The sequence below is a fragment of the Aequorivita todarodis genome (assembly GCF_028561335.1).
GTDB lineage: Bacteria > Bacteroidota > Bacteroidia > Flavobacteriales > Flavobacteriaceae > Aequorivita > Aequorivita todarodis.
Genome location: NZ_JAQQTG010000044.1, coordinates 25,879 through 50,017, shown reverse-complemented (window position 1 = coordinate 50,017; position 24,139 = coordinate 25,879). Strand labels below are relative to the sequence as shown.

Below are 24,139 nucleotides of genomic sequence, written 5' to 3'. Positions count from 1 at the left end.
GGGTAAAATACCGCCAGTAAAATATGCGGAATTTAATTCTCTTGGGGCTAGCCCCAAGAGAATTAAAAATAATAAGTTTGTAGAAATATTAGAAGAATGAACAGTTCTAATTAGGGGAAGCTTACACATTAACATCAGTTACTTTATTGGATTTTATTTCTGCCTCATATTTACTAAAAGACCTTCCACCTTCTCTTTGGATATCAATATATTTAGAATGAAAAATGGAACAACTTGTGGTAGTAAATATTATAATTATAAGAATAAATAAATTAATTTCTTTCATTTTTAAAATCTCGTAGGACTTCGCAATAATTACTTTTATTGCTTAGAAATTGTATTGTAAAAATTTCATCTTAAATATCCCTCCTAAAAGTACTCCGCTCCTTATGCTGCACAGGATTATAATCCTTCCAAAGCAATTGCACTGCAGTATTTTCCTTTAATTCTGGGTTGGTTTCAAAGGTTTGGATTCCTATTACCTAATATTTGGGTCTATTCCCATTTAGTAAAATCTCATTAATCCAGTTTGTTTTTATCTTTTAAATAATCTTTGGCCGATAATTTATTGACAACCTTTTTTCCCGATTTTTCTTCGATTTCCTTTCGGGTATTGCCTGCAATGGTACCCCCTTGGTTGGCAATTTTTTTGTTTTCCGCAAAGGTTTTTGGTTTTTTCTCTTTGCTTATTTCGGTAGTGGTTGCTTCTGCCAACATATTGAGCACCAGTTCTAGGTTGCTCATATTATCCCTAAGATTTTCTTTTTTCAAGCCTTTTAGTTTTTTGTAGTTTTTTACATCAAAACCGCTCCAAGCTTTGGTTATTTCATTGGTGAGTATGGCATATTCCTGCCCTTTCTTAACACCTCGTTGGTCCCATTCATCGGTCAGTTCCTTGCGAACTTCTATGCTTTTGAGGCGTTGATTTATCCATTGCTTGCTATACCCTTTTTTAAGATAGGTTTCCATTAAGCGGTCAAAACCAATTTCCGGGTCTTCAATTTCGTCTATCCGCTCGCGCGCCACTTTGGCTATCCAAAGTTTAAATGGTTCTGCCTTAGGCGAAGGGATGGATTGTATGAGGCGGAACAACTGCTCGGTATCGGCAACATCAGTTTTGTATAATTTACCATCTGATGATTGCATTTTCAGTTGTCCGATTTTTTCGGACAACTCACTGCCTTCCTTTTTAAGCTTGCTCTTTAGGTCACTCCAGTACTTTCTTGGACGGTCGCTCTGAGTAAGGATCTGAACGACATCTATAATAGAAAAATACCATTTCTCTTCTTCATCATCCCAAGCTGTCCTTACCTGTTTTTGTTCAAATAATTTTATGGCGGTTTTGGAATTTTTCATCACTTTGTTTTTTTGGGAGTAAAAAAATAACTATTCTCACAATTCCTTCCTAAACGTACTCCGCTCCTTATGCTGCACGGGATTATAATCCTTCCAAAGCAACTGTACCGCAGTGTTTTCCTTTAATTCTGGGTTGGTTTCAACGGTTTGGATTCCTTTTGAATTGAAGAGGTGTTGCATTTCCTCAAAAATTATCGCCGTAACGCCCTTTCCTTGGTACTCGGGGTCAATTCCTATTAAATAAAAAGCGGCGGTATCGTTCTTTTTCTGCGCTTGGAGAATGTAGCTCCAGCCAAAAGGAAATAATTTCCCGTTTGCTTTTTTCAACGCTTTGGAAAAGGAAGGCATCACAATGGAAAAGGCAATCAATTCTCCTTCTTTATCCTTGATGCAGGTAATATAATCTGGGTGGATAAAGCTGAAGTATTTTTCCTTGTAATAATCTATTTGGTATTGCTGAATGGGCACGAATGTTTGCAGGGTGTTGTAGGTTTTGTTCAGCAAATCGAACATGCTGTCAACATAGGGAAGAATTTCTTTTTTGTTCTTAAAACGGATGACGGAGATTTGATAGCGTTCCCGCACCAACTTTGAAAATTTCTTCACTTTGTCCAGAATTTCGGAGGGGATGTCCATCTTGTATTCCACCCAAGTAGCCTGTTTTTCAAAACCCAATTTTTCAAGATGCTCGGCATAATAGGGGTAGTGGTACCACGTAATCATCGTGTTCATTTCCTCAAAACCCATTGTGAGGATTCCCGCTTTTTCCATATTGCTGAAACCCACGGGGCCTTCGGCGTATTCGAGCTTATGCTCGCGGCCTTTTTCAAAAGCTTTTTCCAGCAAGGCTTTGGTTACTTCAATGTCATCAACCATATCCAGCCACCCGAAACGAATTTTTTTCTTTCCCTGTTCGTTTACTTCCAAATGGTTCAGAATAACAGCGATACGCCCAACGATCTCGTTTCCGTTATATGCCAAATAATACCAGGCTTCGGCATTTTTAAACACAGGATTTTTTTCGGGATCCAAAGTTTCCATTTCATCCTTAATAAGTGATGGCACCCAATATTTACTATCTTTATAGAGCTTGAATGGAAAAGTGACAAATTTTTTAAGATCACTTTTGGAGGTGGTTTGTTTTACAGTAATCATATAATATTCTTATTCGCCGTTATCTTCCGGAGTCAATTCCTCCTCGCGTTCGTCTTTTTTGTCCTTCTTTTCTTTTTCCTTTAACTCCTTATTGATCTTATCTTCCAAATATTCGTCTTTGTCGTGCATGTCGAAACGATACGCAACCCCGGCACGGCCATAAAATTTTGAAGGGGTATCCTTAAAACTATAGGTAAGCGAAAGATCTACTTGTAAATTTTCATTAACCAAAGCCGCAGCCCCACCACGAAGCAATTGGTCTGAATAGAAGTCGCTTTTCAAGCCCTGGTTTTCAAGAAAAACAGAGAACCAGCGATTGGTGGCATGCGTTAGCGTTACAATATAACCATAAGTGGGAAAATCTGTGGTAACGCGGTCAACGATTATATTGGTAACAAAAACCCAGCCGCCAATAAAATTGTTTTGGGTTGAAAGAACAAATTTCGGACTTATTTTGCCTTCAGCTTCTGGAGTAAAGGGATTGTCGGCAAAGTCGAAATTGGCCCCCGCATAGATTGAGATTGCGGGAATTAAATCTGCCCATTGTGTTTTGTTGTTTGCCTTCCAACTATAAAGATTTGGGCCTTCCAAATCGCGTTTTCGGTATGGATCGTAAATTAAATATTTTGCCCCAAGGGTATTGCTTTTGAAGTTAGCGTTTTTATACTTGTTGTCATTTGTAGATCGCGTATCGGTAATGGAATTTGATTGAAATTCACCCATAAGACTTACTTCCAGGCGTTCTTTCCAAAAACCATAACGGATGGAATAGTCTATCGCCAAACCGTTGGTCTCGGTTTTTAAAAGCTCGTGCTTCTCTTTTCCGTAGCTGAATCCAGTTTCAATCTGGAGCACATTGGTGCCAACTGAAAAGGCGCCCTGCGATCCACCGGGGCGGTTGGTGTTTATCTCTTCGGTATATTGGGCCGATGCTGTTGAAAAGGAAATAGAGCAAAGCAAAAATAGAAGGGGAAGTTTGATATTCATGGAACGTTGGGTTTAGTTCAAAGATATAAGATTTTACCATTTATTTAATAGTCAATATTCGTCTTTTTCTGCATCAATCCTTATTTTTGGAAAGAATTTTACAGTTATGATGACATTCCTAAAAACGATATTGATCGTTCTTCTGGTATATTTAGGGCTAAAGTTTCTTATTAGGCTCGCCACTCCTTATTTAATGCGCTATATTTCGAAAAAAGCCGGACAGCAGTTTGAGCAATTCTTTGGAAATAATCCAGATATGAATTCTCAGCACAAACCGGAGGGAAGTATCACCATCGACAAAAACCCATCGCAAAATTCCCGAAAGAGTAAAAAAGTTGGGGAATATGTGGAGTTTGAGGAGGTAGATTGATAAAGACATTTTGAACCACGACGTTTCGACTCACGACAAATAGACATTTTTTTGGTCGTGTATCAAAACGTCGTGGTTCGTGTTTCCCTATAGGAGTGGTTCGTGTTTCCAAAAAAATCCCTAATTTCCCCTCTTCAAATCCACACGCCAAATTATGCAGCCCAACTTTAAGAAATTTCTTCCCCATTTAGTTGTTTTCGTTTTGTTTATCGTGGCTTCGCTGGCCTATTTTAACCCGGTCCTGCAAGGGAAAAAGATATTCCAAAGCGATATTGTGCAATATACCGGAATGGCGAAGCAACAGAATGATTTCAGAAAAGCTACAGGGGAGGAAACCTATTGGACCGATGCGGCTTTCGGCGGGATGCCTACCTATCAACTGGGCGCAAAATATCCGAACAATTACATAAAACAGCTCGATCTCGCAATCCGCTTTTTGCCGCGTCCCGCAGATTATCTTTTCCTCTATTTTATAGGAATGTATATTCTTTTCTTGGTGCTGAAAGTAGATTATAAACTGGCTTTTTTGGGTGCGCTGGCGTTTGGCTTTTCAACGTATTTAATCATTATCCTTGGCGTTGGGCACAACGCAAAAGCCCACGCCATAGCCTATATGCCCTTTGTTTTAAGTGGAATATTTCTCACCTTCCGCGGAAAATATCTCTGGGGATTTTTACTGCTCACGGTTTCGATGGGGCTGGAATTGGTGGCCAACCACTTCCAAATGACGTATTATTTGATGCTTTTGGTGATAATCATCGGGATTGTTTATTTGATTGATGCTTATTGGAAGAAATTGCTTCCGCATTATTTTAAGGCCGTTGGAATTATGGTAGTTGCCGTAATTATTTCCATCGGGTTGAATGCCACAAATATTTTGGCAACCAAGGAATATGCCGATACTTCAACCCGCGGAAAAACTGAACTGACCGTAAATGCGGACGGTACCCCAAAAGATAACAAAACGGGCCTTGATTACGATTATATCACGGAATACAGCTACGGGAGGCTGGAAAGTTTCAATCTTTTCATTCCGCGGTTTATGGGCGGAAGCTCTTCCGAAGCATTTCCGAAAGATTCAAAAACCGTAGAGAGCTTGATGCGGATGGGCGCTTCTGCGCAGGAAGCCAATCAGGTTTTAAGCCAAATCCCGATGTATTGGGGCCATCAGACCTATGTGGGGGCTCCGGCGTATATCGGCGCGATTGTGATTTTTCTTGCCGTGCTGGCGCTCTTTTTGGTCCGCGGCAGATTGAAATGGTGGGTGGTTTCGGGTTTTATTTTAACCCTGCTGCTCTCTTGGGGAGACAATTTTAAAGGTTTGACCCAATTCTTTATTGATTATGTGCCGATGTACGATAAATTCCGCGCGGTTTCCTCTATTCAGGTAATTATCGAATTAATTCTTCCAATCCTCGCCATTGTGGGACTTCACCAGTTTTTTAATCAATTTGAAAGGGAAGCGGAAAAGAAGAAAGCCCTGCTCTGGTCCACGGGAATTGTGGGCGGACTTACGCTGCTATTTATTCTTTTTAAAGCAACATTATTCGATTTTGCAAGTCCGTACGACAGCTATTTTAGGGAAGAAATGGGCCTTCCGTTTTTGGAGGCAATCCGCGAAGACCGAATGTCGCTCTTTACTTCCGATGCAATCCGTTCGCTGATATTTGTACTATTGACGGCGGCTGTTCTCTGGTTTTTTATGAAGGGAACGCTAAAAAAAGGTTTCGCCGTGGCTGCGCTTTGTGTTTTGGTTTTGGTCGATTTGGTAGGGGTTGATAGAAGATATGTAAATGAAGAAGATTTTGTGCAGGCAAGATTGGTGGATGAACCTTTCCAAAAGAACAGTGCCGACGAGCAAATTTTGAAGGACGACGGCCATTACCGCGTTTACGATGCAACCACCAATGCTTTCAACAGTGGGCGCGCAAGTTATTATCACAATGCTTTGGGCGGGTATCACGCCGCAAAGCCGGGCAGAATGCAGGATATTTTTGAATATTACATCAGCAAAGGAAACATAGGTATCCTGAATATGTTGAACGTGCGCTACATCATTACCCAAGCCAAAAACGGCGGGCCCGTAGCGCAGCGAAATCCTTATGCAAACGGCGATGCTTGGTTTGTTGAGAATGTACTTCCGGCGGAGAATGCAGACGAAGAAATTCAACTTCTCGACAGTTTGGATACCAAAAAGACCGCGGTTGTTAACAAAGAATTCCTTTCAAAAATACCGAGCCAAAAAATGGAACGGGATAGCACTGCGACCATTGAACTTTTCAGCCACCAGCCGAATAAATTGGTTTATGAAGCTTCCACAAAATCCCCGCAATTGGCAGTATTTTCCGAGGTGTATTATCCAAAGGGCTGGAACGCTTACATAAATGGAAAACCTGCGGAATATTTCAGGGCGGACTATTTGTTGAGAGCGATGGTAATTCCAGCGGGAAACAATAAAATAGAATTCATCTTTGAGCCAAAAGTGATCCAAACGGGAAGCACTATTTCGTTGGTGAGCAGTATTGTTTTCCTTTTGATTTTATTGAGTGGCTTGTATTTTGCCTTTCGAAAGAAGGAAGAGGAACAAAAATGATTCTGAAGATATAATCAAAATTTTGATTACATTTAGATATGCAAATAGAAAGAAAAGATAACGAAATTCTTATCCGAATACCGACTGGAACGGACTTGGTGGGGCTTCAGCGAATTTTGGATTATATTAAATTCCGTGAGATTGCTTCAAAAAGTAAAGCTACTCAAGAACAAATAGACCAGTTGGCGATCGAATCAAAAAAAGATTGGTGGAGCAAAAACAAAAGCCGTTTTGTTAAGTGAAAGTGGTGGTTGATACGAATATAATTTTTAGCGGAATTCTAAGCCCAGAAGGAACTATAAGCGATTTATTGCTCAATTCCACTGAGGCTTTTGATTTTTATGCCCCGAGCCTTGTTCTCGAAGAACTTAAAAAACATCATACTAAACTGCTTCAACTTTCTGGATTATCAGATGATGATTTGGCATTTTTAAAACGGATTCTTTTTAGAAAAATTGACTTGATAGACATAGAAACCTTTTCGATAACTACTTGGGAAAAGGCCATCGAATTAACTGGTGATATTGATGAATATGACGCACCTTTTGTCGCATTGAGTATGGCATTGGACGCTCCACTTTGGACAGGAGATAAAAAATTGATAAATGGATTGCAAGCAAAAGGGATTGATTGGCTTTTTACAACGGAAGAAATAAAGAACCTCCGGAATGAAATTTAATCTTTTTGACCAATTTTTTTATAACTGAAAAGCATCGAAATTTCTGAATGTTACTTGGTTATTTAGTTATAACGCTATATAGTTTTAACCCATTAACCCATTAACCCATTAACCCTTAACCCCTAACTCCTAACCCGCTACCATCAATGAAACGCGCCCTAATCATAACGTACTATTGGCCTCCCGCGGGCGGTCCGGGCGTACAGCGGTGGTTGAAATTTGTAAAATATTTTCGGGAGTTTGGCGTGGAACCGATTGTGTATGCGCCCGAAAACCCTAACTATCCTTTGGTTGATGAAAAGTTTGATTCGGAAATCCCTTCGGATATTGAAGTATTAAAACAGCCAATCAATGAACCGTATCGTTTTGCGAAACTCTTTTCAAAAAAGAAAACCAAGCAGATGAGCAGCGGCATCATTTCAAAAAAGGAAATTTCCGCAGTGGAAAAGCTCATGCTCTACGTTCGCGGGAATTTTTTTATCCCCGATGCGCGGGTGGGCTGGGTAAAACCTTCGGTAAAATTCCTCTCAAAATATATTGCGAAAAATCCAGTGGATGTTGTTATTACAACCGGTCCGCCGCACAGCCTCCATTTAATTGGGATGCAACTTCAGAAAGACCTGAACGTAAAGTGGATTGCAGATTTCCGCGATCCGTGGACGACGATCCATTACCACAAATCGCTTCGGTTGAACAAAGCTTCCGAACGAAAACACAAAGCGTTGGAAGCTTCGGTTTTAAAATCAGCAGATATTATTACAGTGACGAGCCCAACGACCAAAAAGGAATTTGGGATGATTACTGAAAAGCCCATTGAGGTTATTACCAACGGTTACGATATTGCTGAGAAAAGCGATTTTGCGACAGATTCTGTTTTTTCTATTTCACATATTGGCTCATTGTTGAGTGAAAGAAACCCAGAGGTATTGTGGAAGATACTTGCTGAAATCTGCAAGGAAGATACTTCCTTCAAAAACGATTTGCAGTTGAAATTTGCTGGTGCCGTAAGTGCGGAAGTGAAACAAAGTCTTGAAAACTTTCAGTTAACGGAGAATTGTGAATTTTTGGGTTATGTTTCGCATTCCGAAGCACTACGGCTTCAACATAAAAGCCAGGTTTTACTTTTGGTGGAAATAAACAGCGCGGAAACCCGTGCCATTATTCCCGGGAAGCTTTTTGAATATCTCGCCGCTAAACGCCCAATAATCGCTTTGGGGCCGAAGGAAAGTGATATTGAGGGAATTATTACTGAGACCAATGCTGGAAAATTCTTTAGCTATTGGGACGATGATGAATTGAAAACTGAGATTCTCCAATTATACAAAGATTTCAAAAAGGGCGAGCTAAAGATTGCTTCCGAAGGAATTGAAAAATATAGCAGAAGGGAGCTGACGAGGCAAATGGCATCTTTGATTTTAGTCGGTAGTCGGTAGATGGTCGTTGGACCGAAGCTTTATTTCGTGACCCTTAATAGTCTTGTTTCCTGTCTCCCTTTAGTCTTGATTCAAAAAAAACCTCCGATCCTCTGTTGTCATACAGATTCACGGAGGTTTTCAACCAACCAAAAAACTATCTTTATCCGCGTCCGCCTCTGGAACTAGCTTCTCTTGAGGAACTGCCTCGTGAGGTTTTCGCTTTGGAGCTACTGCGCGAAGGAGCGCTGGACTTATTTACTGTGCTGCGGCTTCGGCTTGCGGTTTCCCGCTTTGGAGCCTGTGCTTTATTTCGGCTTATCGAAGTGCTTCTGTTGCTGGAAGTGGTGCGGGTTTCCTTTTTAACCGCCCTATTGTTTGAGACAGTTCTTGTATTATTTGAGCGAACTGCGTTTTCACTTCTCGTGTTTTTCGTATTGTTTTCAGAATAACTTCTTCCCGAATTTTTTCTACTGTTATCGTTTTTCACTCTTGAACTATTATCTCTAATAGTGTTTGAAGATCTGCCTGAAACACTTTTAACATTATTCCGTGTGTTACGAATGCTTCGATTAACATTTGCGGCTCCTTTGCTATTGGTGCTACTATTTCGGGTAACAGCATTGCTTCGCGAATTGTTACTTCTCATTGAACTATTCTCTCTTGAATAATTTGTGGCAACCATAGTGTTCCTTCTATTCGGGTTGTATTCCTTGTTTATGGAAGCCCTTCCTTTTTTATCATAAACTCGCGTTCCGGGACGATAGAAATCCCTGCGGCCGTTGTGGTAGGCAACGCGATGTCTCTTTTTGTAATAGACCACGTGGTCGTGATAACTATATCTAACAGGATTGTAATACCTTCTGTAAGGAAGGTCATAAACTACACAATGGGTATAAACCGGGGGCGCATAATACACATGCCAAGGGCGATAAACGTAGTATGGGTTGAATACATTTATCACGCCAGTGCAATGTGAGAAATAGCCATAATTATTATACACTACGTGCAACCCGCCAACTCTCACTATTCGTCGGTCATTATATTGAATTTCCACATTTCCCGCTTGGATGATGCGTCCGTAGTAATCATAATAAATAGGAACACTTTCTACTTGTATTACTGCGCCGTAATCGTCATACTGCACATAAGCATCATAATCATAACCCGAATTGAAACTTATGTTCACATTGGGAGTGTTAATGGTAACGCTTGAACCTTTTTGGGGCCCAACGTACACAAAATCGAATTGGCCGTCTGGGAAAACGGAGAATTCTACGTTGCCTTCCACAAAAATGTAGGCGCTTCCGTCGTATCCCCTTCTGTACTGGTCTTCACTTTCGTGGGTAGTTGCATTTGCTGAAAATCCCATCAAAAGGATGCTGAAAATAAATGCTATGTTTTTCATAAGTTTCAATTTTAAAAGGTTTGTACTTGCATGATGTTTCTTGGTTAGCGGAGTACGCTTTTAAATAACCAACGACCGTGCCAAGTTTTTAAAGCATTGATTTTCAGTAATGCTTTAAGCTATTATAAGATTAAATTGGAATTTTGGGAGCATTCAAATAAAAAATCCGCTGAAGGTATTTACTGCTCCAGCGGATTTTAAAAACTAACCAACCAAAAAAACTAAAAGTCTTATTTTCTGTTATTTTGATTTCAATTAGTGTGCCAAAAAAACATAGTAACTCTTAAAGTTTTTCTTTTAGATAGGAAGCGGTAAATGAGTCCTTATTTTTCGCAACTTCTTCCGGAGTACCTGCTGCAACTACTTGTCCACCATTTTCGCCGCCTTCAGGGCCCAAATCGATAATGTGGTCTGCACATTTTATCAAATCTAAATTATGTTCTACAACAATTACGGTATGCCCTCTTTCCAGCAAAGCATAAAAAGAAGCCAATAATTTTTTGATATCGTGAAAATGAAGCCCTGTTGTAGGTTCGTCAAATATAAAAACGGTTTTCTCTTTTGATGTTCCTTTTACCAAAAACGAAGCAAGCTTGATACGCTGTGCCTCCCCACCGGAAAGGGTGGAGGAGCTTTGCCCCAACTGAACATAACCCAATCCCACATCCTGCAAGGGTTGCAATTTCGCCGCAATTTTATCCTGCTTATGTTCATTAAAGAATGCAACGGCATCATCCACGGTCATCGTGAGAATATCGTCTATGTTTTTATTTTGAAACGTTACTTCCAGCACTTCTTTTTTGAAACGTTTGCCGTTGCAGGTGTCGCACAACAAATGCACATCTGCCATAAACTGCATCTCGATGGTTACTTCGCCTTCGCCTTTGCAGGTTTCGCAACGGCCGCCATCTACGTTGAAGCTGAAATGTTTTGCTTTGTACCCACGAATGTCCGAAAGCTTTTGCGAAGCATATAAATTCCGAATATCATCATACGCTTTAATGTAGGTTACCGGATTGCTTCGGCTGGAGCGGCCAATTGGGTTTTGGTCGATAAATTCGATGCTTTTGATGGTGTTGAAATCTCCCTTAATTTCTGAGAACTGTCCGGGCTTTTCACCATAACCACCAATCTCACGCATCAGGGCTGGATAGAGAATTTTCTTTACCAACGTACTTTTTCCGCTACCGGAAACGCCCGTAACTGCCGTGAAAACATTCAATGGAAAAGTTACGTCTATATTTTTCAAGTTATTTTGCCGAGCCCCGCTGATTGTAATTTTATTTTTTGAAGTACGCCGTTTATTTGGAACTTCAATTTCCATTTCGCCATTCAAATACTTTGCGGTAAGCGAGTTTGATTGTAAAATTTCAGCATAGGTTCCTTGGGCAACCACTTCGCCGCCAAAAGTTCCAGCTTCGGGACCGATGTCTATAATTTCATCGGCGGCTTTCATGATGTCTTCATCGTGTTCCACCACAATTACGGTGTTCCCCAAATCGCGAAGGGATTTTAAAACAACGATAAGCCGTTCCGTGTCTTTGGGGTGAAGTCCAATACTTGGCTCGTCCAAAATATACATAGAGCCCACGAGGCTGCTCCCCAAAGAGGTGGCAAGGTTGATTCGTTGCGATTCGCCGCCCGAAAGCGTGTTCGATTTTCTGTTCAATGTTAAATAGCCCAAACCAACATCCTGTAAAAAACGAAGGCGGTTGTTGATTTCCAGCAGCAAACGCTTGGCTACTTTTTCATCAAATTCTGAAAGTTTCAGTTTCTTGAAAAATTCAGCAGTTTTATCTAAAGGCAGCTCGACTAATTCTTGAATTGCGGTGCCATTTATTTTAACGTAACCAGCTTCTGGACGAAGGCGTTTTCCTTTACACGTTGTGCATTTCGTCTTTCCGCGGTAACGAGAGAGCATCACCCGATTTTGGATTTTATAGCTTTTTGATTCCAAAAACGAAAAGAAGGAATTCAATCCCTCAAAATACTTATTTCCGTCCCACACAAGCTGTTTTTGTTCTTCGGTAAGCTGGAACCACGGTTTGTGGATGGGAAAGTCAAATTTATAGGCATTGTTCACCAATTGGTCCCGGTACCAGCCCATACTTTCGCCACGCCACGGAAATATGGCGTTTTCATACACGGAGAGGGCAGTATTTGGGATAACCAAATCTTCATCAATACCAATCACATCGCCATAACCTTCACAAGTTGGGCACGCGCCGTAGGGATTGTTAAAACTGAAAAGATGCACGTTTGGTTCCATAAAAACCATGCCGTCGGCCTCAAAACGGTTGTTGAATTCCGTAACTTTATTTGAAGAAAGTTCCTCAATATACAGTTCACCTTTTCCTTCAAAAAATGCTATTTCAACAGCATCGGCAAGGCGGTTATAGAAATCCTCTTCGTCTTTAGTAATAATCCGGTCAATGACCAAATCTATCTTCTTCGGAAATGATTTTCCCTCCAATTCATCAATCCGAACAACTTCATCTTTCACTTTAATTCTGGAATAGCCCTGTTGCGCCAGTGCCTGGATTTTATTCTCCATCGTGCGGCCTTCTTCCAAAAAGATAGGGGCGAGGAGCAGTAATTTTTCGCCTTTTGGAAATTTTTTTATGAAATTTATAACATCTGTGGTCGTGTCTTTTTTAACTTCCTTGCCAGAAATTGGCGAAATGGTTTTCCCAATCCGGGTGTAGAGCAATTTTAGATAATCGTAAATTTCGGTGGAGGTCCCAACCGTGGAACGCGGGTTTGTGGAATTTACTTTTTGCTCGATTGCAATGGCGGGCGCAATCCCTTTTATGGAATCTACTTTTGGCTTGTCCAATCTTCCCAAAAATTGACGGGCATAGCTGGAAAGGCTCTCCACGTAGCGTCGCTGGCCTTCGGCGTAAAGCGTGTCAAACGCCAAGCTGGATTTTCCGCTGCCGGATAGACCTGTAACTACCACCAGTTTATTACGTGGAATGGCAACAGAAATGTCTTTAAGATTGTGAAGTTTTGCACCCTGAATAAGGATGTTTTTTTTAGTATCTACGGTTTCGGTACTCAATGTAATTTTCCTTTTTTTATAGCTTTTCGCAAAGATACTATATCGATTTCAGCAATGCACATTTGCGGTTACTATTATTTTTTAATGAAAAATTTAACCTTTTTTTTGCATTTGTGAATTCTTTGTTGTTATATTTACGGCTCTTAACGTCATATAAAAAAATTATTGCCTATAGCTGATCATTACTTTTAACAAATAAACATTGTAACTAAGCAACCAAAACCATAGTTGTTTATTTTTTAAAAAAAGTATTGATATGAAGCAAAGCAATAGCTCCTCTGATGCGTTTTTAGTGAACGCTTATATGAACGGTAATGAATCTGCACTTAGCGAGTTAGTGACTCGACACAAGCAAAGGATCTACAGTTTTATCTATTCAAAAGTTTTTGACAGGGATGTCGCTGAAGATATATTTCAGGATACTTTCATAAAAGTCATTAAAACCCTTAAAAGGGGTGCCTACAATGAAGAAGGCAAGTTTCTTCCTTGGGTGATGCGTATTGCGCATAATTTGGTGATAGACCATTTCAGAAAGAACAACCGCATGCCGAAATTTGAAAACAATAATGATTTCAATATATTTTCGGTTTTGAGCGATAATTCCTTAAATATTGAAAAGCAAATCATTAAAGGTCAGGTTGAAAGCGACGTAAGAAGATTGATTGAAGAACTTCCGGACGACCAAAAAGAAGTATTGATGATGCGTATTTATAAAGATATGAGCTTTAAGGAAATAAGTGAGCAAACCGGGGTTAGCATCAATACTGCGCTGGGACGGATGCGTTATGCGCTCATAAATTTGCGCAAAGTAATTGATAAACATAATATTATATTGACCAATTGATACAATAAAGTAATTTTTGCTGCGTTATTTGGAAATAAACCTCAAAATAACATTCTATGCAAAAATTATACTCTGAAACATCACGTGTGGACAACGTGAATAAAAAACTTGCTCCAAAAGAGGAAACCATTAAATTTCTTCTGGATTATTCGATGGCTTTAAGTGTTATAGATTACCATAAAATGAAGTTTGAAGCACTTCTAAACTAAACTTGGAAAAACCCTGGAATTAGCTTTTCGGGGTTTTTTTTTTTGAAAAAAAGCCCCTAGCCCCAAAAGGGGGAATTTATTTACGGGGCATAATGTGCATAGTTCATCGCTCATCTCTTATCTACCTTCTTTAAATACTCTTTTATCACCGATTTTCTGCCAATGGTCTTTGTGATTATATCTTTTTCCAAATCCCAACCACGCGCCGGGGAGTATTGCCTTCCGTACCATATTATTTGAAGATGGAGCGTGTTCCATAAATCTTTCGGAAACAGTCGTTTTGCATCCTTTTCCGTTTGCACTACATTTTTTCCATTGGAAAAACCCCAACGGTACATCAACCTATGAATATGTGTATCTACAGGAAAGGCAGGAATATTAAAGGCTTGGCTCATAACCACACTTGCTGTTTTGTGGCCCACCGCGGGTAAAGCCTCTAACGCTTCAAAATCTGCCGGGACCTGCCCATTATATTTTTCAATTAAAATTTCTGAAAGGCCATGGATTCCTTTGCTCTTCATGGGCGAAAGTCCCACGGGTTTTATGATTTCCCTGATTTCCTCCACGGTCAGTTTTACCATATCATAAGGGTTGTCCGCAATTTCAAATAAAAGTGGCGTTATTTGGTTTACACGAACGTCCGTACTTTGGGCGGAAAGCAAAACAGCGATCAACAAAGTGTAGGGATCTTTATGGGCTAAGGGAATGGGAACCTGTGGGTAAAGTCTATTTAACGTATCAATAACGAAGTTAACCTTTTCTTGCTTGGTCATTTTAAGTACTTTTATGCAAAAATAGGGATAATGAAAACATTACAGGCAGGAGATAAGGCTCCAGATTTTAAAGCGAACGATCAGGATGGGAACTCAATTTCATCAAAAGATTACGAAGGAAAAAAATGGATCGTCTTTTTCTATCCAAAAGCAAACACTCCCGGCTGCACGGCCGAAGCTTGCAATCTTCGCGATAATTATAAAGAACTTCAAAAAGAGGGTTTTGAACTGTTGGGAGTAAGTGCCGACAGTGAAAAACGCCAAAAAAACTTCAAAGAAAAATACAATTTCCCATTTCCGTTATTGGCCGATGAGAATAAAGAGGTGATAAATGCTTTCGGGGTTTGGGGACCTAAAAAATTCATGGGAAGGGAGTTTGACGGCATACACCGCAAGACTTTTATAATGGACGAAACCGGTACCATTGTACGCGTAATTGACAAAGTAAAGACCAAAGACCACGCGGCACAAATCCTTGCTTAATTACTTATTTTGGCGGGTGTTGGTTTGTAATTGAAAAGACGCTTGTCTTTAATAATTTCCGCAACTCCGGGAGGCAACATTTCTTCCCAGCCTTCCTCGCCGCTTTCTATCATTGACAAAACCTCACGTGAAAATATCTCCATATTTTCAGGATTGTAATCTGTGATGTCCACTACCTTTCCGTTGTATTTGAAGAATTTATACAGTTCCTTCATTCGAGGATGTACTTTTAGATTTTCGCTGTTAGTGTATTCCCCGGTTTCTGGATCTTTCATAGGGTAGAGGTAAACCTTCAAATCCTTAAAAAATAATTTTCCAAAGGCTTCCAAAATACCCCCGCTCAAATGGCGATAGTATTTTTCATCAAAAATATCTATTAAATTATTGACGCCCATGGCAAGCCCCATGCGCATTTTGGTATATCTTGAGAAATATTCAACCAGTTTATAATATTCCTGAAAATTTGAAATCATAACCGTATAGCCCAAAGAGCAGAGCAATCTGGCACGGTCCATAAAATCTTCCTCGTCAATTTCACCTTCAGCGCGAAGATTTGAAAGCGTGATTTCAAAAATAACCTCTGTTCTATCCTTTTCTACCCTGTTTTCCTTCAGAAACATTTCATAGGAGCGTTCAAACATATCAATATTTACCTTCGTTACCGGCCTAAAGCTTCCGCGGAGGGCCAATATGTTTTTCTTATACAGAATTCTTGCGGGGAGTATGTTGTGGCCTTCGGGGTCAAACATAACCGCATCCGTCATGCCATTCTTGATCAGCTGAAGGCTCATCAATCTGTTGTCAACATCTGCGAAACGGGGCCCCGAAAAATTTATAGTGTCAATTTCAATTTTATCCTTATCGATATGATCGTAAAGGTATCGCAACAATTTGTTGGGTTGGTCGTATTTGTAATATGCGCCGTAAATGAGGTTAACACCCAAAGTTCCTAAGGTAATTTGCTGAAGTTGCGCATCGTTCTCGTGAAAACGGATATGGAGGGTTATTTCATTATACGGTTCCTTCGGATCAATCTGATAGCGAATCCCCACCCAACCATGGCCTTTGTATTTTTTGGCAAAGTCAATGGTGGCAACGGTGTTTGCGTATGAAAAGAAAAGTCTGTTGGGGTGTTTTTCGCGGTTTATGCGTTCTTCAATCAGGTCGAACTCGTGCGAGAGCATTTTTTGCAGCCTCGATTCGGTTACATATCTGCCGTCTTCCTCTATTCCATAAATTGCGTCGCTAAAATCCTTGTCGTAGGCAGACATGGTTTTGGCAATGGTTCCAGAGGCGCCACCGGCCCTAAAAAAATTCCGTACGGTTTCCTGTCCGGCTCCAATTTCGGCAAAAGTGCCGTAAATGTTTTCGTTCAGATTAATTCGTAAAGCCTTGCTTTTTATGGAAGGAATATTCTCAAATTCCTTGTCCCCTATTATGGTTTCTGGCATAGCAACGTTCTATTTTTTTATATAACAAAGGTAGCGATTACAATAGGTAAACAAAAAAAATACCAGTATTTTTGCTGGAATGAAATCAACATTCAGTGTTACATTTCTCGGCACCGGAACTTCGCAGGGAATACCCGTAATTGGCAGTGATCACCCAGTTTGTTTAAGCACCGATCCTAAAGATAAACGCTTGCGGGTATCTGTTTTATTGCGTTGGGATGATTTTTCGTATGTAATTGATTGCGGACCCGATTTCAGGCAGCAAATGTTGCGCGAGAATGTTTCAAGAGTGGATGGCATCCTGCTTACCCACGAACATAGCGATCACACAGCGGGATTGGACGATATTCGCCCTTTTAATTTTATGCAGGGCATCATGCCCTTTTATGCCCACAAGCGGGTTTTTGAATCACTCCGGGAACGATTCGCCTATATTTTTGCTACCGTAAATAAATATCCCGGTGCCCCAAATATTAAGGAAATTGAAATTGACAAAGACACTCCATTTACCCTTGGCGGGAAAAAGGTAGTACCCATTGAGGCCATGCACGATACCCTTCCTGTGCTGGGGTTCCGGGTAGAGGATTTTACATATTTGACCGATGTAAAAACAATTTCGCACGAAGAGCTTTTAAAAGTGAAGGGAACCAAGGTTTTAGTTATAAACGCACTTCGGGAAGCGCCGCATTATTCACATTTTAATATCTCGGAAGCACTTGATTTTGTTGAAAAAGTGAAGCCTGAAAAAACATATTTCACACACATTAGCCATTTGATGGGCTTTCACGAAGAAGTGGAAAAAAAGCTTCCGAAAAACGTCCATTTGGCCTATGATACCCTTACTATAACGATTTAATTATGAGAAATAAAATTTTTTTGTACCTCTTTCTTTTTGCAATGCTTTTCATTTTTTATCAATATATGAATGAAAAGAAAATTTTTGAATCGCAGGAATCCAGAATAGAAAATCTTGAGGCAAATATTCAAATGGCGCAGGATTCTATTGATAAACTTCAGAACCAGGTCCGTGATTTGAATTATTTTACCCTGTTGGGAAATGACAATGCAATGACCTATTTGGAAAAAATGGGCTATGAGGCAGCAGATGTTGAGGCAATGGTTTCAGACCAAATCTATGATTTCAATTTGCAAAAGGGAAACAACCCATTGGTGCCGTTTGATGGAATGAACGGCGATATGAAAATTAACAAACTGAAGTTCCTGAACCACAAGTGGATACAAGCAGATTTTACCGATGGAAAATATTGGGGCGAAATGATTTTGGAATACCATTTCAACGATAAAAACGAACTGGAATTAACACCAATTGCATCCTTTCTTTATCCAAATTAAGTTATTAAGTTATTAAGTTATTGGGTTATTGGGTTATTGGGTTATTGGGTTATTGGGGTTTTTTTATTGACCACAACCACTGAAAACTGCGACTGAATACTGCGACTGAAAACTGCGACTGAAAACTAAAAACTTACCGTTTCCCCAACCACTCCTTCAACTCCCGAAAATTCTGTGGAGCAACGCCGTGACCTACTGGAAATTCCGAATATTTACAGTCTATGTTCAGTTTTTTCAGAAATGGCTCAGTTCGCCGCGCCCATTGCACAGGGATTACTTGGTCCACACTGCCGTGGGAAGTGTAAACATTAAGATTGCTGAAGTCATTTTTGGCGTATCCTTCTTTTAAGATTTCTTCGTTTATATAACCGCTCAAACCGATTACATTTTTAACCTTTTTAGGATAGCTCAGCGCTACGGCGAAACTTAAAATAGTACCTTGGCTAAAGCCTAACAAAGTGATATTTTCTCCATCAACTTTATATTTTTTAATAATTTCATCAATACATTTTGAGACCAATTCGCGGGAGGCAATGGCCTGTTCATCATCGCTAAATTTACCCTGCGCATTGTCAAAATATATGTTGTACCAAGCATTTCCGTAAGGTTCCAAACGAATTGGAGCTTTTAAAGAAATGATTGCGTATTTCTCCGGAAGTTCGCTGGCAAAGGAAAACAAATCATTTTCATCGCTCCCAAAGCCGTGCAGCATAATAATTGCCGGCGGTTTGCCTGCTGGGTCTTTCGCGGGTCTATAATTGTGTTCCAAGAGTAGGGTCTGTTTTTCCATAGGCTGCAAAAATAAACAAGACCTTTTAAACTGAAGCTGTTTCAGCTTAAAAGGTCCCGTTAAAAATTATTAAAAATTAAATGCCCTTAAACCATTCTTGAAATTGTTCGCCAAATACCGGCACGGGTTTCATTTCGCCCTGTACCGCGCTAATCAACCCCAAAAGCCAATAGACCAATATGGCCAGTTGTACAATCCAACTCAGTATAGAAATGCCAATAAAACTTATAATGATACTCAGTACCACTCCCACACACATAATGCCCAAAGATTGGCGTACGTGGAAGGAGCCAAGAGCCGTTTTATTTCCATTGTTCATTATTAGTGCGATAATCCAGCCAATAAGTGTAATGTAGGCTATGATGGCAACCGTTTTGCCGTTATCTGTAGTTGTTTCCATTTTATTCGTTTTTAGGTTAGTGGTTTATTTAAGCTAAAGATAATCAATACTTTAATTTAAAAAAGTAAACCATTCCTGAAATTTCTCACTTAAAAATGGAATGCCCTTTTTCTTGTTGAAATAAGCCATCGCCCAGCAATAGAGCCAAAGCAAGAAGCAAATAAGCCACACAACATCGCCAACGGTTACGTCTATTTGCGATTGAATAACCATGGAAACGATGAACATGAGGGTTATCCCGAACATATTTTTGATGTGCCACGTGGCAAAGTCGTGATTCTCATCCCGGTTTATAAAAAAGGCAATCATAAAACCCACAAATGGGGCATAGGCAATAAGCGCAGTCGTTCTTCCGGCAGGTATATTTTTCATTAGCTGTTCAGTACCAATTGGTTATTTGCCAGAATTCCGTAAGGTTTTCCTTTTAGTTTCGAACCGAGCAATGCCGCATTTTTAGACGATGAAAGAATATCTTTTTCAGCAAATTCCCAAGTTTCATCAGGATTGAAAAGGGTAAGTTCGGCACGGTTTCCTTCCTCAATTTTTTCCGAAGGAATTTTGAAAGTTTCCTTCAAGCCCGTAAGTGCATTGACGGATTGCTCCATTTCCAAAATCTGGTTGAGCGCCCCGAAACAGGCTTCCAAACCAACGCTTCCAAAATAAGCCTGCTCAAATTCGGTTTTTTTGTGCTCCACATCAATAGGGTTGTGGTCGCTCGTAATGCCGTCAATGGTGCCATCTTTCAGGCCTTTTATTAATGCTTTGGCATCTTCTTTTGTCCGCAACGGCGGAAGTAATTTATAGTTCGTGTCAAATTCCTCCAGATCATCATCCGTTAAAATAAGGTTGAAAATGGTAGCGCTGCACGTTACTTTCAGTCCCTTTTTCTTAGCGTCCCTAATCAACTCTACAGATTTTTTTGTTGAAATGGTCGGGACGTGAAGCTTGCCACCCGTATATTCAAGAATATACAAATCGCGGATTATTTGGAGCTCTTCCGAAAGTGCGGGAATTCCCTTTAAACCCAATCGGGTGCTGTTAACTTCCTCGTTCACCATGCCGTTTCGCGCCACAGATTTTTCAAAGGGAAACGATTGCACCAAACCCTCAAAATTCTGGGTGTATTGTAGGGCTATTTTCAGCAAGTTTGCGTTCGCGATTGGGTTTTTATAATCGTAGAAAGAAACCGCACCCTCGTTCTGCATATCGTACAGTTCGGCGAGGTCTGTTCCTTTGCTTCCCACGGTAAGCGCGCCGATGGGGTAGAGGCTCACCGCATTTCCTTCGGCTTTGCTCTTCAGAAATTTTATATGGCCTTTGCTGTCCGTTACCGGGAAACTGTTGGCATTTACCGCAACACTGGTAAAACCACTGTGGGCTGCCGTTCTTAAACCGTTTTCAATAGTTTCCCGCTCTTCAAAACCGGGTTCTCCAAAGGAAACACTGCTGTCAAACCAACCCTGCGAAATGTGAAGATTTTTCAGGGAAATTTCCCTTACCTTTTCGGAAGAAGGAATGCTTGCGGCAATTTTTGAAATTTTACCATTTTCTATCAAAACATCCCGTTTCTTTAAATGATGTTTGCCGGAAGCATCAACAATGGTGGCAGATTTCAGTAATATCTTCATTTGTAGAATTTTAAGATAAGCATTTCAAAAAGTAAAAAGAGCAATGCAAAAATAGCAAACCATTTCCAAAAACTGTTAATCGCACTTGCATCGGCTAGTGAATCAAAAAGATCGTCCACGGTTTTATAGACTTCCGCGCCTTCCCAATTTTCTGGATTCAGATAGTGCAATTCGCTTTCATCTCTGGAATAGTTGTAACTTATATTTTCCAAAAACTCGTTTTTCTTCACTATTTGATAATTTCCTGCTTTATCGGGTTCTTCCGTAGTTGTCATTAAAACATAATTGGCCTTTGTTTGCTGAAGCGGTATAAACTGCTCCGTACTGTCCTTAATGGTCAGTATTTCATCGGGCCCCAATTTTACGGGAACCGCAATGGAATTCTGCTGTCCAATGGTGTAATACAGGCGAGGTAAGGGCAAACTCTGCAGGGCCATATTATAAATCGTGGGGACGACCAAAGGCGAATTTTGAAAGTTGGAATTCTCTTTGTTTATTGCCGCCGTGAACAGATATGTCTTGTTCTTTTGAAGCAAAAATGGCTTGTTGTCCTCAAAACCAATTGCAGGTGCTGTGTTTGTTGAAATATTGTAAAAAGAATTGACCTTTGGATATTGAAAATTTGCCACTTCCTTTTCAAAAACATCTTTAAACAACGGATGGGAGAACGTAATTTTCGCGATCTTTTTTTCCTGAACCGTTTCAGCGGAAAGCGTTCCCAATGACATCGTCAATAGAAAATTGTTGTAACTGTTCAGATCCACTTCGGTAGAAGGAATTACAAGTACACTGCCACCTTCATCGCTAAAAGATTTTAGAGCGGTTGCCAACGAGGCGGGAATTTCCTTCAACTCATTGAGCACGATGAAATTTTGGTCGGGGATTTCATTGTAGTTCAACGTTTTGAAGGTTTGCTGCGTAAACTGGAATTCCTCCTTTTCAAAAAGTCGCTGCAGAAAGTTGCCGTCGGCTTCGTTAATGGCCAAGACCTTTATTTTTCCGGGTTTGTTTATGCTGAAAAAAAGTGTGTTGTCAAAAGGAAGATTTGCCTCGTTGATTTCCAGTTTTCCAATGAATTCTTCAGAATTGTCAATGTCAAAAGTTACATTTCCGGTAGTGTTTCCTGAAATGTCCAGCGCTGTTTTGGCGATCAATTTTTCCTTGTTGAAAAGCGAAATAGGTACTTCCGAAGTTTCATTGCCACTCCTCGAAACTTGTACTTTTAGTTGTGTGGTTGAAGCATTTTTTGAAGCAATATACGCGCTGTCAATAGAGATATTTGAAGCCTTTACGGCTTTCAGTTGCACGGCATCCACAATTAAATTGTTCGGAATTTCCGGAAAGGCTTCCTTTTGTTGAAAATCTGAGAGATACACCAAACGCTTCGCCGCATCTTTTTCATCGGAAAAGAGTTGTCTGGCCTTCAATAAAACCTGCGAAGGTGTCAACTGACTCTGGGAATATTGGATTGAAAGCACCTCATTTTTAAAATCCTGTGGCGAGGCATTTTTTCTTTCCGAATTATTTGTGAACCAACTCAGTTTTTCCGTGCCGCCCGTTTTATCAAATAAATCCTGTAAGGCGCGTTCCAGCATTGGGCCCTTGGCGCCTTTGGCCTGCATACTGAAGGAATTGTCAATATAAACGACGGTTTCCTTTTTAGTGTTTAAAGCAGTCTTGGAAGCGGTGAAAGGTTGTGCAAAGGCAATAATGATACAGGCCAAAGCGAGCAGACGCATCAATAACGTAAGCCACTTTTTGAGTTGCGAACTCTTTCGGGTCTGGATGGTCACTTTTTTAAGGAAAGCGACGTTGGTAAAATCTACTTTTTGGAAACGACGAAGTTGGAAAAGATGAATAAATATGGGGATGAGCAGCAGGAAAAGGGCGTAAAGAATTTCTGGGTGTTTGAACTGCATTCCTATAAATATTGGCCAAAGATAAAAAATGGAACGTAATTACAGCTATTTCTGAATGGTAAAGGTAAAGATACTTCCTTTTCCGGGTTCCGAATCCAAAGAAATGGTTCCCCCGAGCTTTGAAACCAAGCTTTTTACCGTTGCCAGCCCAATACCAGTCCCTTCTTTCCCATCCCTGTCTTTAATGCCGGTGGTTTTAAAAAGAGTGAATATTTCTTCCTGCACGCCAAGGTCTATGCCCATTCCATTGTCTTTGATCGAAAATTTGTGAAAATCAGGTTCTTCAGTGTATGTTACCGACACCATTCTCTGTGGATTTAAATTGTATTTCAGGCTATTGTCAATCAAATTGAGGAAAATCTGGGTAAGTGCGGCCTTGTTCACATTTTGCAAAACAGGAGCGGTGGGATATTCAAAAACTATATCGTCCGTTATCAAAATTTCATTTATTTCCTCAAATACCTGTTTTAGCGGAACGTCCTCCTTTTGGGCATCAATCAATTCATCCGTTTTGTAAAACTTCAAAATACCGTTGATGTAGTTTTTCAACGAAAAAGAGGATTCTTCAATGTAATTGAGATACATACCCGAATCTTCCGAAAGGGTTTGGATATTTTCTTCGCGAAGCATTCGGGTAAGTGAGGTAATATTTGCCAATGGCGATTTCAAGTCGTGCGAGACAACTTGTGCAAATTTTACCAATCTTTCATTGCGCTGTTGCAGTTCTTTTTGAAACTCTGTCAACAATTTATTTTTTCTCCGAAGCTCAAAAAGGATAACCACTTGTTTTCCCAAAGCTTTCAACGATGTAATTTGAAGCTCGGTAAGTTTTCTGGGCTTATGGTCAAAAACGCAAAGCGTACCGAGTTTAAAACCGTTGCTGTTCACAAGAGGAACGCCCGCATAAAATAGCGCGTTCGCTTCGGTAACCAACGGATTGTCCTTAAAACGCAAATCATTTGCTGCGTCCTCTACTATAAATATTTCTTCATCCTGCAAAATGGCGTGTCCGCAAAACGAAATATTCCGCGGAGACTGGTTAAAATCAAGGCCAAAGTGTGATTTGAAAAAATTCCGATCGCTGTCCAAAAGGGTGATCAATGAAATGGGTACTTCGCAAATTGCCGCAACAAGGGCGGTAATGTTGTCAAAATCATTTTCGGAAAGGGTATCGAGTAAATTGTACTTCTTTAATTCGGCAACTCGCTCTTTTTCATTGTCGGGGAATTTTGGAAAAATCATAAAGATATTTCAACGATTATTTTTTA

23 protein-coding genes are annotated in these 24,139 nt (G+C 40.2%); 10 read left to right on the top strand and 13 right to left on the bottom strand.

The features are described from left to right. Nucleotides 1-519 precede the first annotated feature (519 nt). The 3 genes from POV26_RS12090 to POV26_RS12080 are packed head-to-tail and all read right to left on the bottom strand — an operon-like array spanning nucleotide 520 to nucleotide 3,498. Nucleotides 520-1,356 (bottom strand): BRO-N domain-containing protein, encoded by an 837-nt coding sequence (locus POV26_RS12090; RefSeq protein ID WP_272856733.1) that lies wholly within the window; start codon nucleotides 1,354-1,356, stop codon nucleotides 520-522. 36 nt (nucleotides 1,357-1,392) lie between these two features. Beyond that, on the bottom strand, nucleotides 1,393-2,511 hold the full coding sequence (locus tag POV26_RS12085; RefSeq protein ID WP_272856732.1) for a GNAT family N-acetyltransferase: 1,119 nt from the start codon (nucleotides 2,509-2,511) through the stop codon (nucleotides 1,393-1,395). Nucleotides 2,512-2,520: 9 nt separating this feature from the next. Then, nucleotides 2,521-3,498: a transporter gene (locus tag POV26_RS12080; RefSeq protein WP_272856731.1), complete on the bottom strand. Its 978-nt coding sequence runs from the start codon at nucleotides 3,496-3,498 to the stop codon at nucleotides 2,521-2,523. A gap of 106 nt (nucleotides 3,499-3,604) precedes the next feature. Here POV26_RS12080 and POV26_RS12075 point away from each other — a divergent pair, with 106 nt between their 5' ends. From POV26_RS12075 to POV26_RS12055, 5 genes are all read left to right on the top strand, one after another. Further along, nucleotides 3,605-3,868, top strand: a complete 264-nt coding sequence (locus POV26_RS12075; protein WP_272856730.1) for a DUF4834 family protein — start codon at nucleotides 3,605-3,607, stop codon at nucleotides 3,866-3,868. A gap of 154 nt (nucleotides 3,869-4,022) precedes the next feature. Then, entirely contained in the window at nucleotides 4,023-6,461 is a 2,439-nt protein-coding gene (locus tag POV26_RS12070) for a YfhO family protein (protein ID WP_272856729.1), read from the top strand. A gap of 38 nt (nucleotides 6,462-6,499) precedes the next feature. Continuing rightward, complete coding sequence (locus POV26_RS12065; protein ID WP_272856728.1) at nucleotides 6,500-6,703, top strand: hypothetical protein; 204 nt, start codon at nucleotides 6,500-6,502, stop codon at nucleotides 6,701-6,703. Next, nucleotides 6,700-7,140 (top strand): PIN domain-containing protein, encoded by a 441-nt coding sequence (locus POV26_RS12060; protein WP_272856727.1) that lies wholly within the window; start codon nucleotides 6,700-6,702, stop codon nucleotides 7,138-7,140. Before POV26_RS12065 ends, POV26_RS12060 begins: the two co-directional genes overlap by 4 nt. Before the next feature lie 146 nt (nucleotides 7,141-7,286). Further along, entirely contained in the window at nucleotides 7,287-8,573 is a 1,287-nt protein-coding gene (locus POV26_RS12055) for a glycosyltransferase family 4 protein (RefSeq protein ID WP_272856726.1), read from the top strand. Nucleotides 8,574-8,715: 142 nt separating this feature from the next. Here the strand turns inward: POV26_RS12055 and POV26_RS12050 are convergent, their stop codons facing one another. Beyond that, on the bottom strand, nucleotides 8,716-9,960 hold the full coding sequence (locus POV26_RS12050) for a hypothetical protein (RefSeq protein WP_272856725.1): 1,245 nt from the start codon (nucleotides 9,958-9,960) through the stop codon (nucleotides 8,716-8,718). A gap of 283 nt (nucleotides 9,961-10,243) precedes the next feature. Further along, the gene (gene uvrA / locus POV26_RS12045) at nucleotides 10,244-13,021 is read right to left on the bottom strand and encodes an excinuclease ABC subunit UvrA (protein ID WP_272856724.1); all 2,778 of its coding nucleotides are present in this window, start codon (nucleotides 13,019-13,021) and stop codon (nucleotides 10,244-10,246) included. 256 nt (nucleotides 13,022-13,277) lie between these two features. Between uvrA and POV26_RS12040 the strand changes: the two genes are divergently transcribed. Beyond that, nucleotides 13,278-13,865, top strand: a complete 588-nt coding sequence (locus POV26_RS12040; protein ID WP_272856723.1) for an RNA polymerase sigma factor — start codon at nucleotides 13,278-13,280, stop codon at nucleotides 13,863-13,865. 56 nt (nucleotides 13,866-13,921) lie between these two features. Next, nucleotides 13,922-14,074 (top strand): hypothetical protein, encoded by a 153-nt coding sequence (locus POV26_RS12035; protein WP_272856722.1) that lies wholly within the window; start codon nucleotides 13,922-13,924, stop codon nucleotides 14,072-14,074. Nucleotides 14,075-14,184: 110 nt separating this feature from the next. Here POV26_RS12035 and POV26_RS12030 read toward each other — a convergent pair whose 3' ends face one another. After that, nucleotides 14,185-14,847 carry an endonuclease III domain-containing protein gene (locus POV26_RS12030; protein ID WP_272856721.1) on the bottom strand — a complete coding sequence of 221 codons (663 nt, stop codon included), beginning with the start codon at nucleotides 14,845-14,847 and terminating at the stop codon, nucleotides 14,185-14,187. Nucleotides 14,848-14,877: 30 nt separating this feature from the next. On the opposite strand from POV26_RS12030, the gene bcp reads away from it, so the two are divergent. Beyond that, nucleotides 14,878-15,330 carry a thioredoxin-dependent thiol peroxidase gene (gene bcp / locus POV26_RS12025; RefSeq protein ID WP_272856720.1) on the top strand — a complete coding sequence of 151 codons (453 nt, stop codon included), beginning with the start codon at nucleotides 14,878-14,880 and terminating at the stop codon, nucleotides 15,328-15,330. On the opposite strand, the gene POV26_RS12020 is transcribed toward bcp, so the two are convergent. After that, the gene (locus POV26_RS12020) at nucleotides 15,327-16,781 is read right to left on the bottom strand and encodes a TonB-dependent receptor (protein ID WP_272856719.1); all 1,455 of its coding nucleotides are present in this window, start codon (nucleotides 16,779-16,781) and stop codon (nucleotides 15,327-15,329) included. The two genes, bcp and POV26_RS12020, sit on opposite strands and share 4 nt — an antisense overlap. Before the next feature lie 79 nt (nucleotides 16,782-16,860). Between POV26_RS12020 and POV26_RS12015 the strand changes: the two genes are divergently transcribed. Both POV26_RS12015 and POV26_RS12010 read left to right on the top strand, forming a co-directional pair. Then, a complete protein-coding gene (locus tag POV26_RS12015) occupies nucleotides 16,861-17,637 on the top strand; it encodes an MBL fold metallo-hydrolase (protein WP_272856718.1) in 777 nt (258 codons plus the stop codon). A 2-nt stretch (nucleotides 17,638-17,639) separates the two neighbouring features. Then, nucleotides 17,640-18,134, top strand: coding sequence for a hypothetical protein (locus POV26_RS12010; RefSeq protein WP_272856717.1), 495 nt, complete (start codon nucleotides 17,640-17,642; stop codon nucleotides 18,132-18,134). Between the two features lie 133 nt (nucleotides 18,135-18,267). Here POV26_RS12010 and POV26_RS12005 read toward each other — a convergent pair whose 3' ends face one another. The 6 genes from POV26_RS12005 to POV26_RS11980 all read right to left on the bottom strand — a co-directional run bounded on the left by POV26_RS12005 (nucleotide 18,268) and on the right by POV26_RS11980 (nucleotide 24,113). After that, a complete protein-coding gene (locus tag POV26_RS12005; protein ID WP_272856716.1) occupies nucleotides 18,268-18,924 on the bottom strand; it encodes an alpha/beta hydrolase in 657 nt (218 codons plus the stop codon). A gap of 76 nt (nucleotides 18,925-19,000) precedes the next feature. Next, on the bottom strand, nucleotides 19,001-19,324 hold the full coding sequence (locus POV26_RS12000; RefSeq protein WP_045079392.1) for a DUF4870 domain-containing protein: 324 nt from the start codon (nucleotides 19,322-19,324) through the stop codon (nucleotides 19,001-19,003). Nucleotides 19,325-19,375: 51 nt separating this feature from the next. Next, nucleotides 19,376-19,696, bottom strand: a complete 321-nt coding sequence (locus POV26_RS11995) for a hypothetical protein (RefSeq protein ID WP_272856715.1) — start codon at nucleotides 19,694-19,696, stop codon at nucleotides 19,376-19,378. Beyond that, a complete protein-coding gene (locus POV26_RS11990; protein WP_272856714.1) occupies nucleotides 19,696-20,952 on the bottom strand; it encodes a dihydroorotase in 1,257 nt (418 codons plus the stop codon). The genes POV26_RS11995 and POV26_RS11990 overlap by 1 nt, the downstream gene beginning before the upstream one ends. Then, a complete protein-coding gene (locus tag POV26_RS11985; protein ID WP_272856713.1) occupies nucleotides 20,949-22,871 on the bottom strand; it encodes a BatA domain-containing protein in 1,923 nt (640 codons plus the stop codon). The genes POV26_RS11990 and POV26_RS11985 overlap by 4 nt, the downstream gene beginning before the upstream one ends. Before the next feature lie 45 nt (nucleotides 22,872-22,916). Continuing rightward, nucleotides 22,917-24,113, bottom strand: coding sequence for a sensor histidine kinase (locus tag POV26_RS11980; protein WP_272856712.1), 1,197 nt, complete (start codon nucleotides 24,111-24,113; stop codon nucleotides 22,917-22,919). Nucleotides 24,114-24,139: the final 26 nt, after the last annotated feature.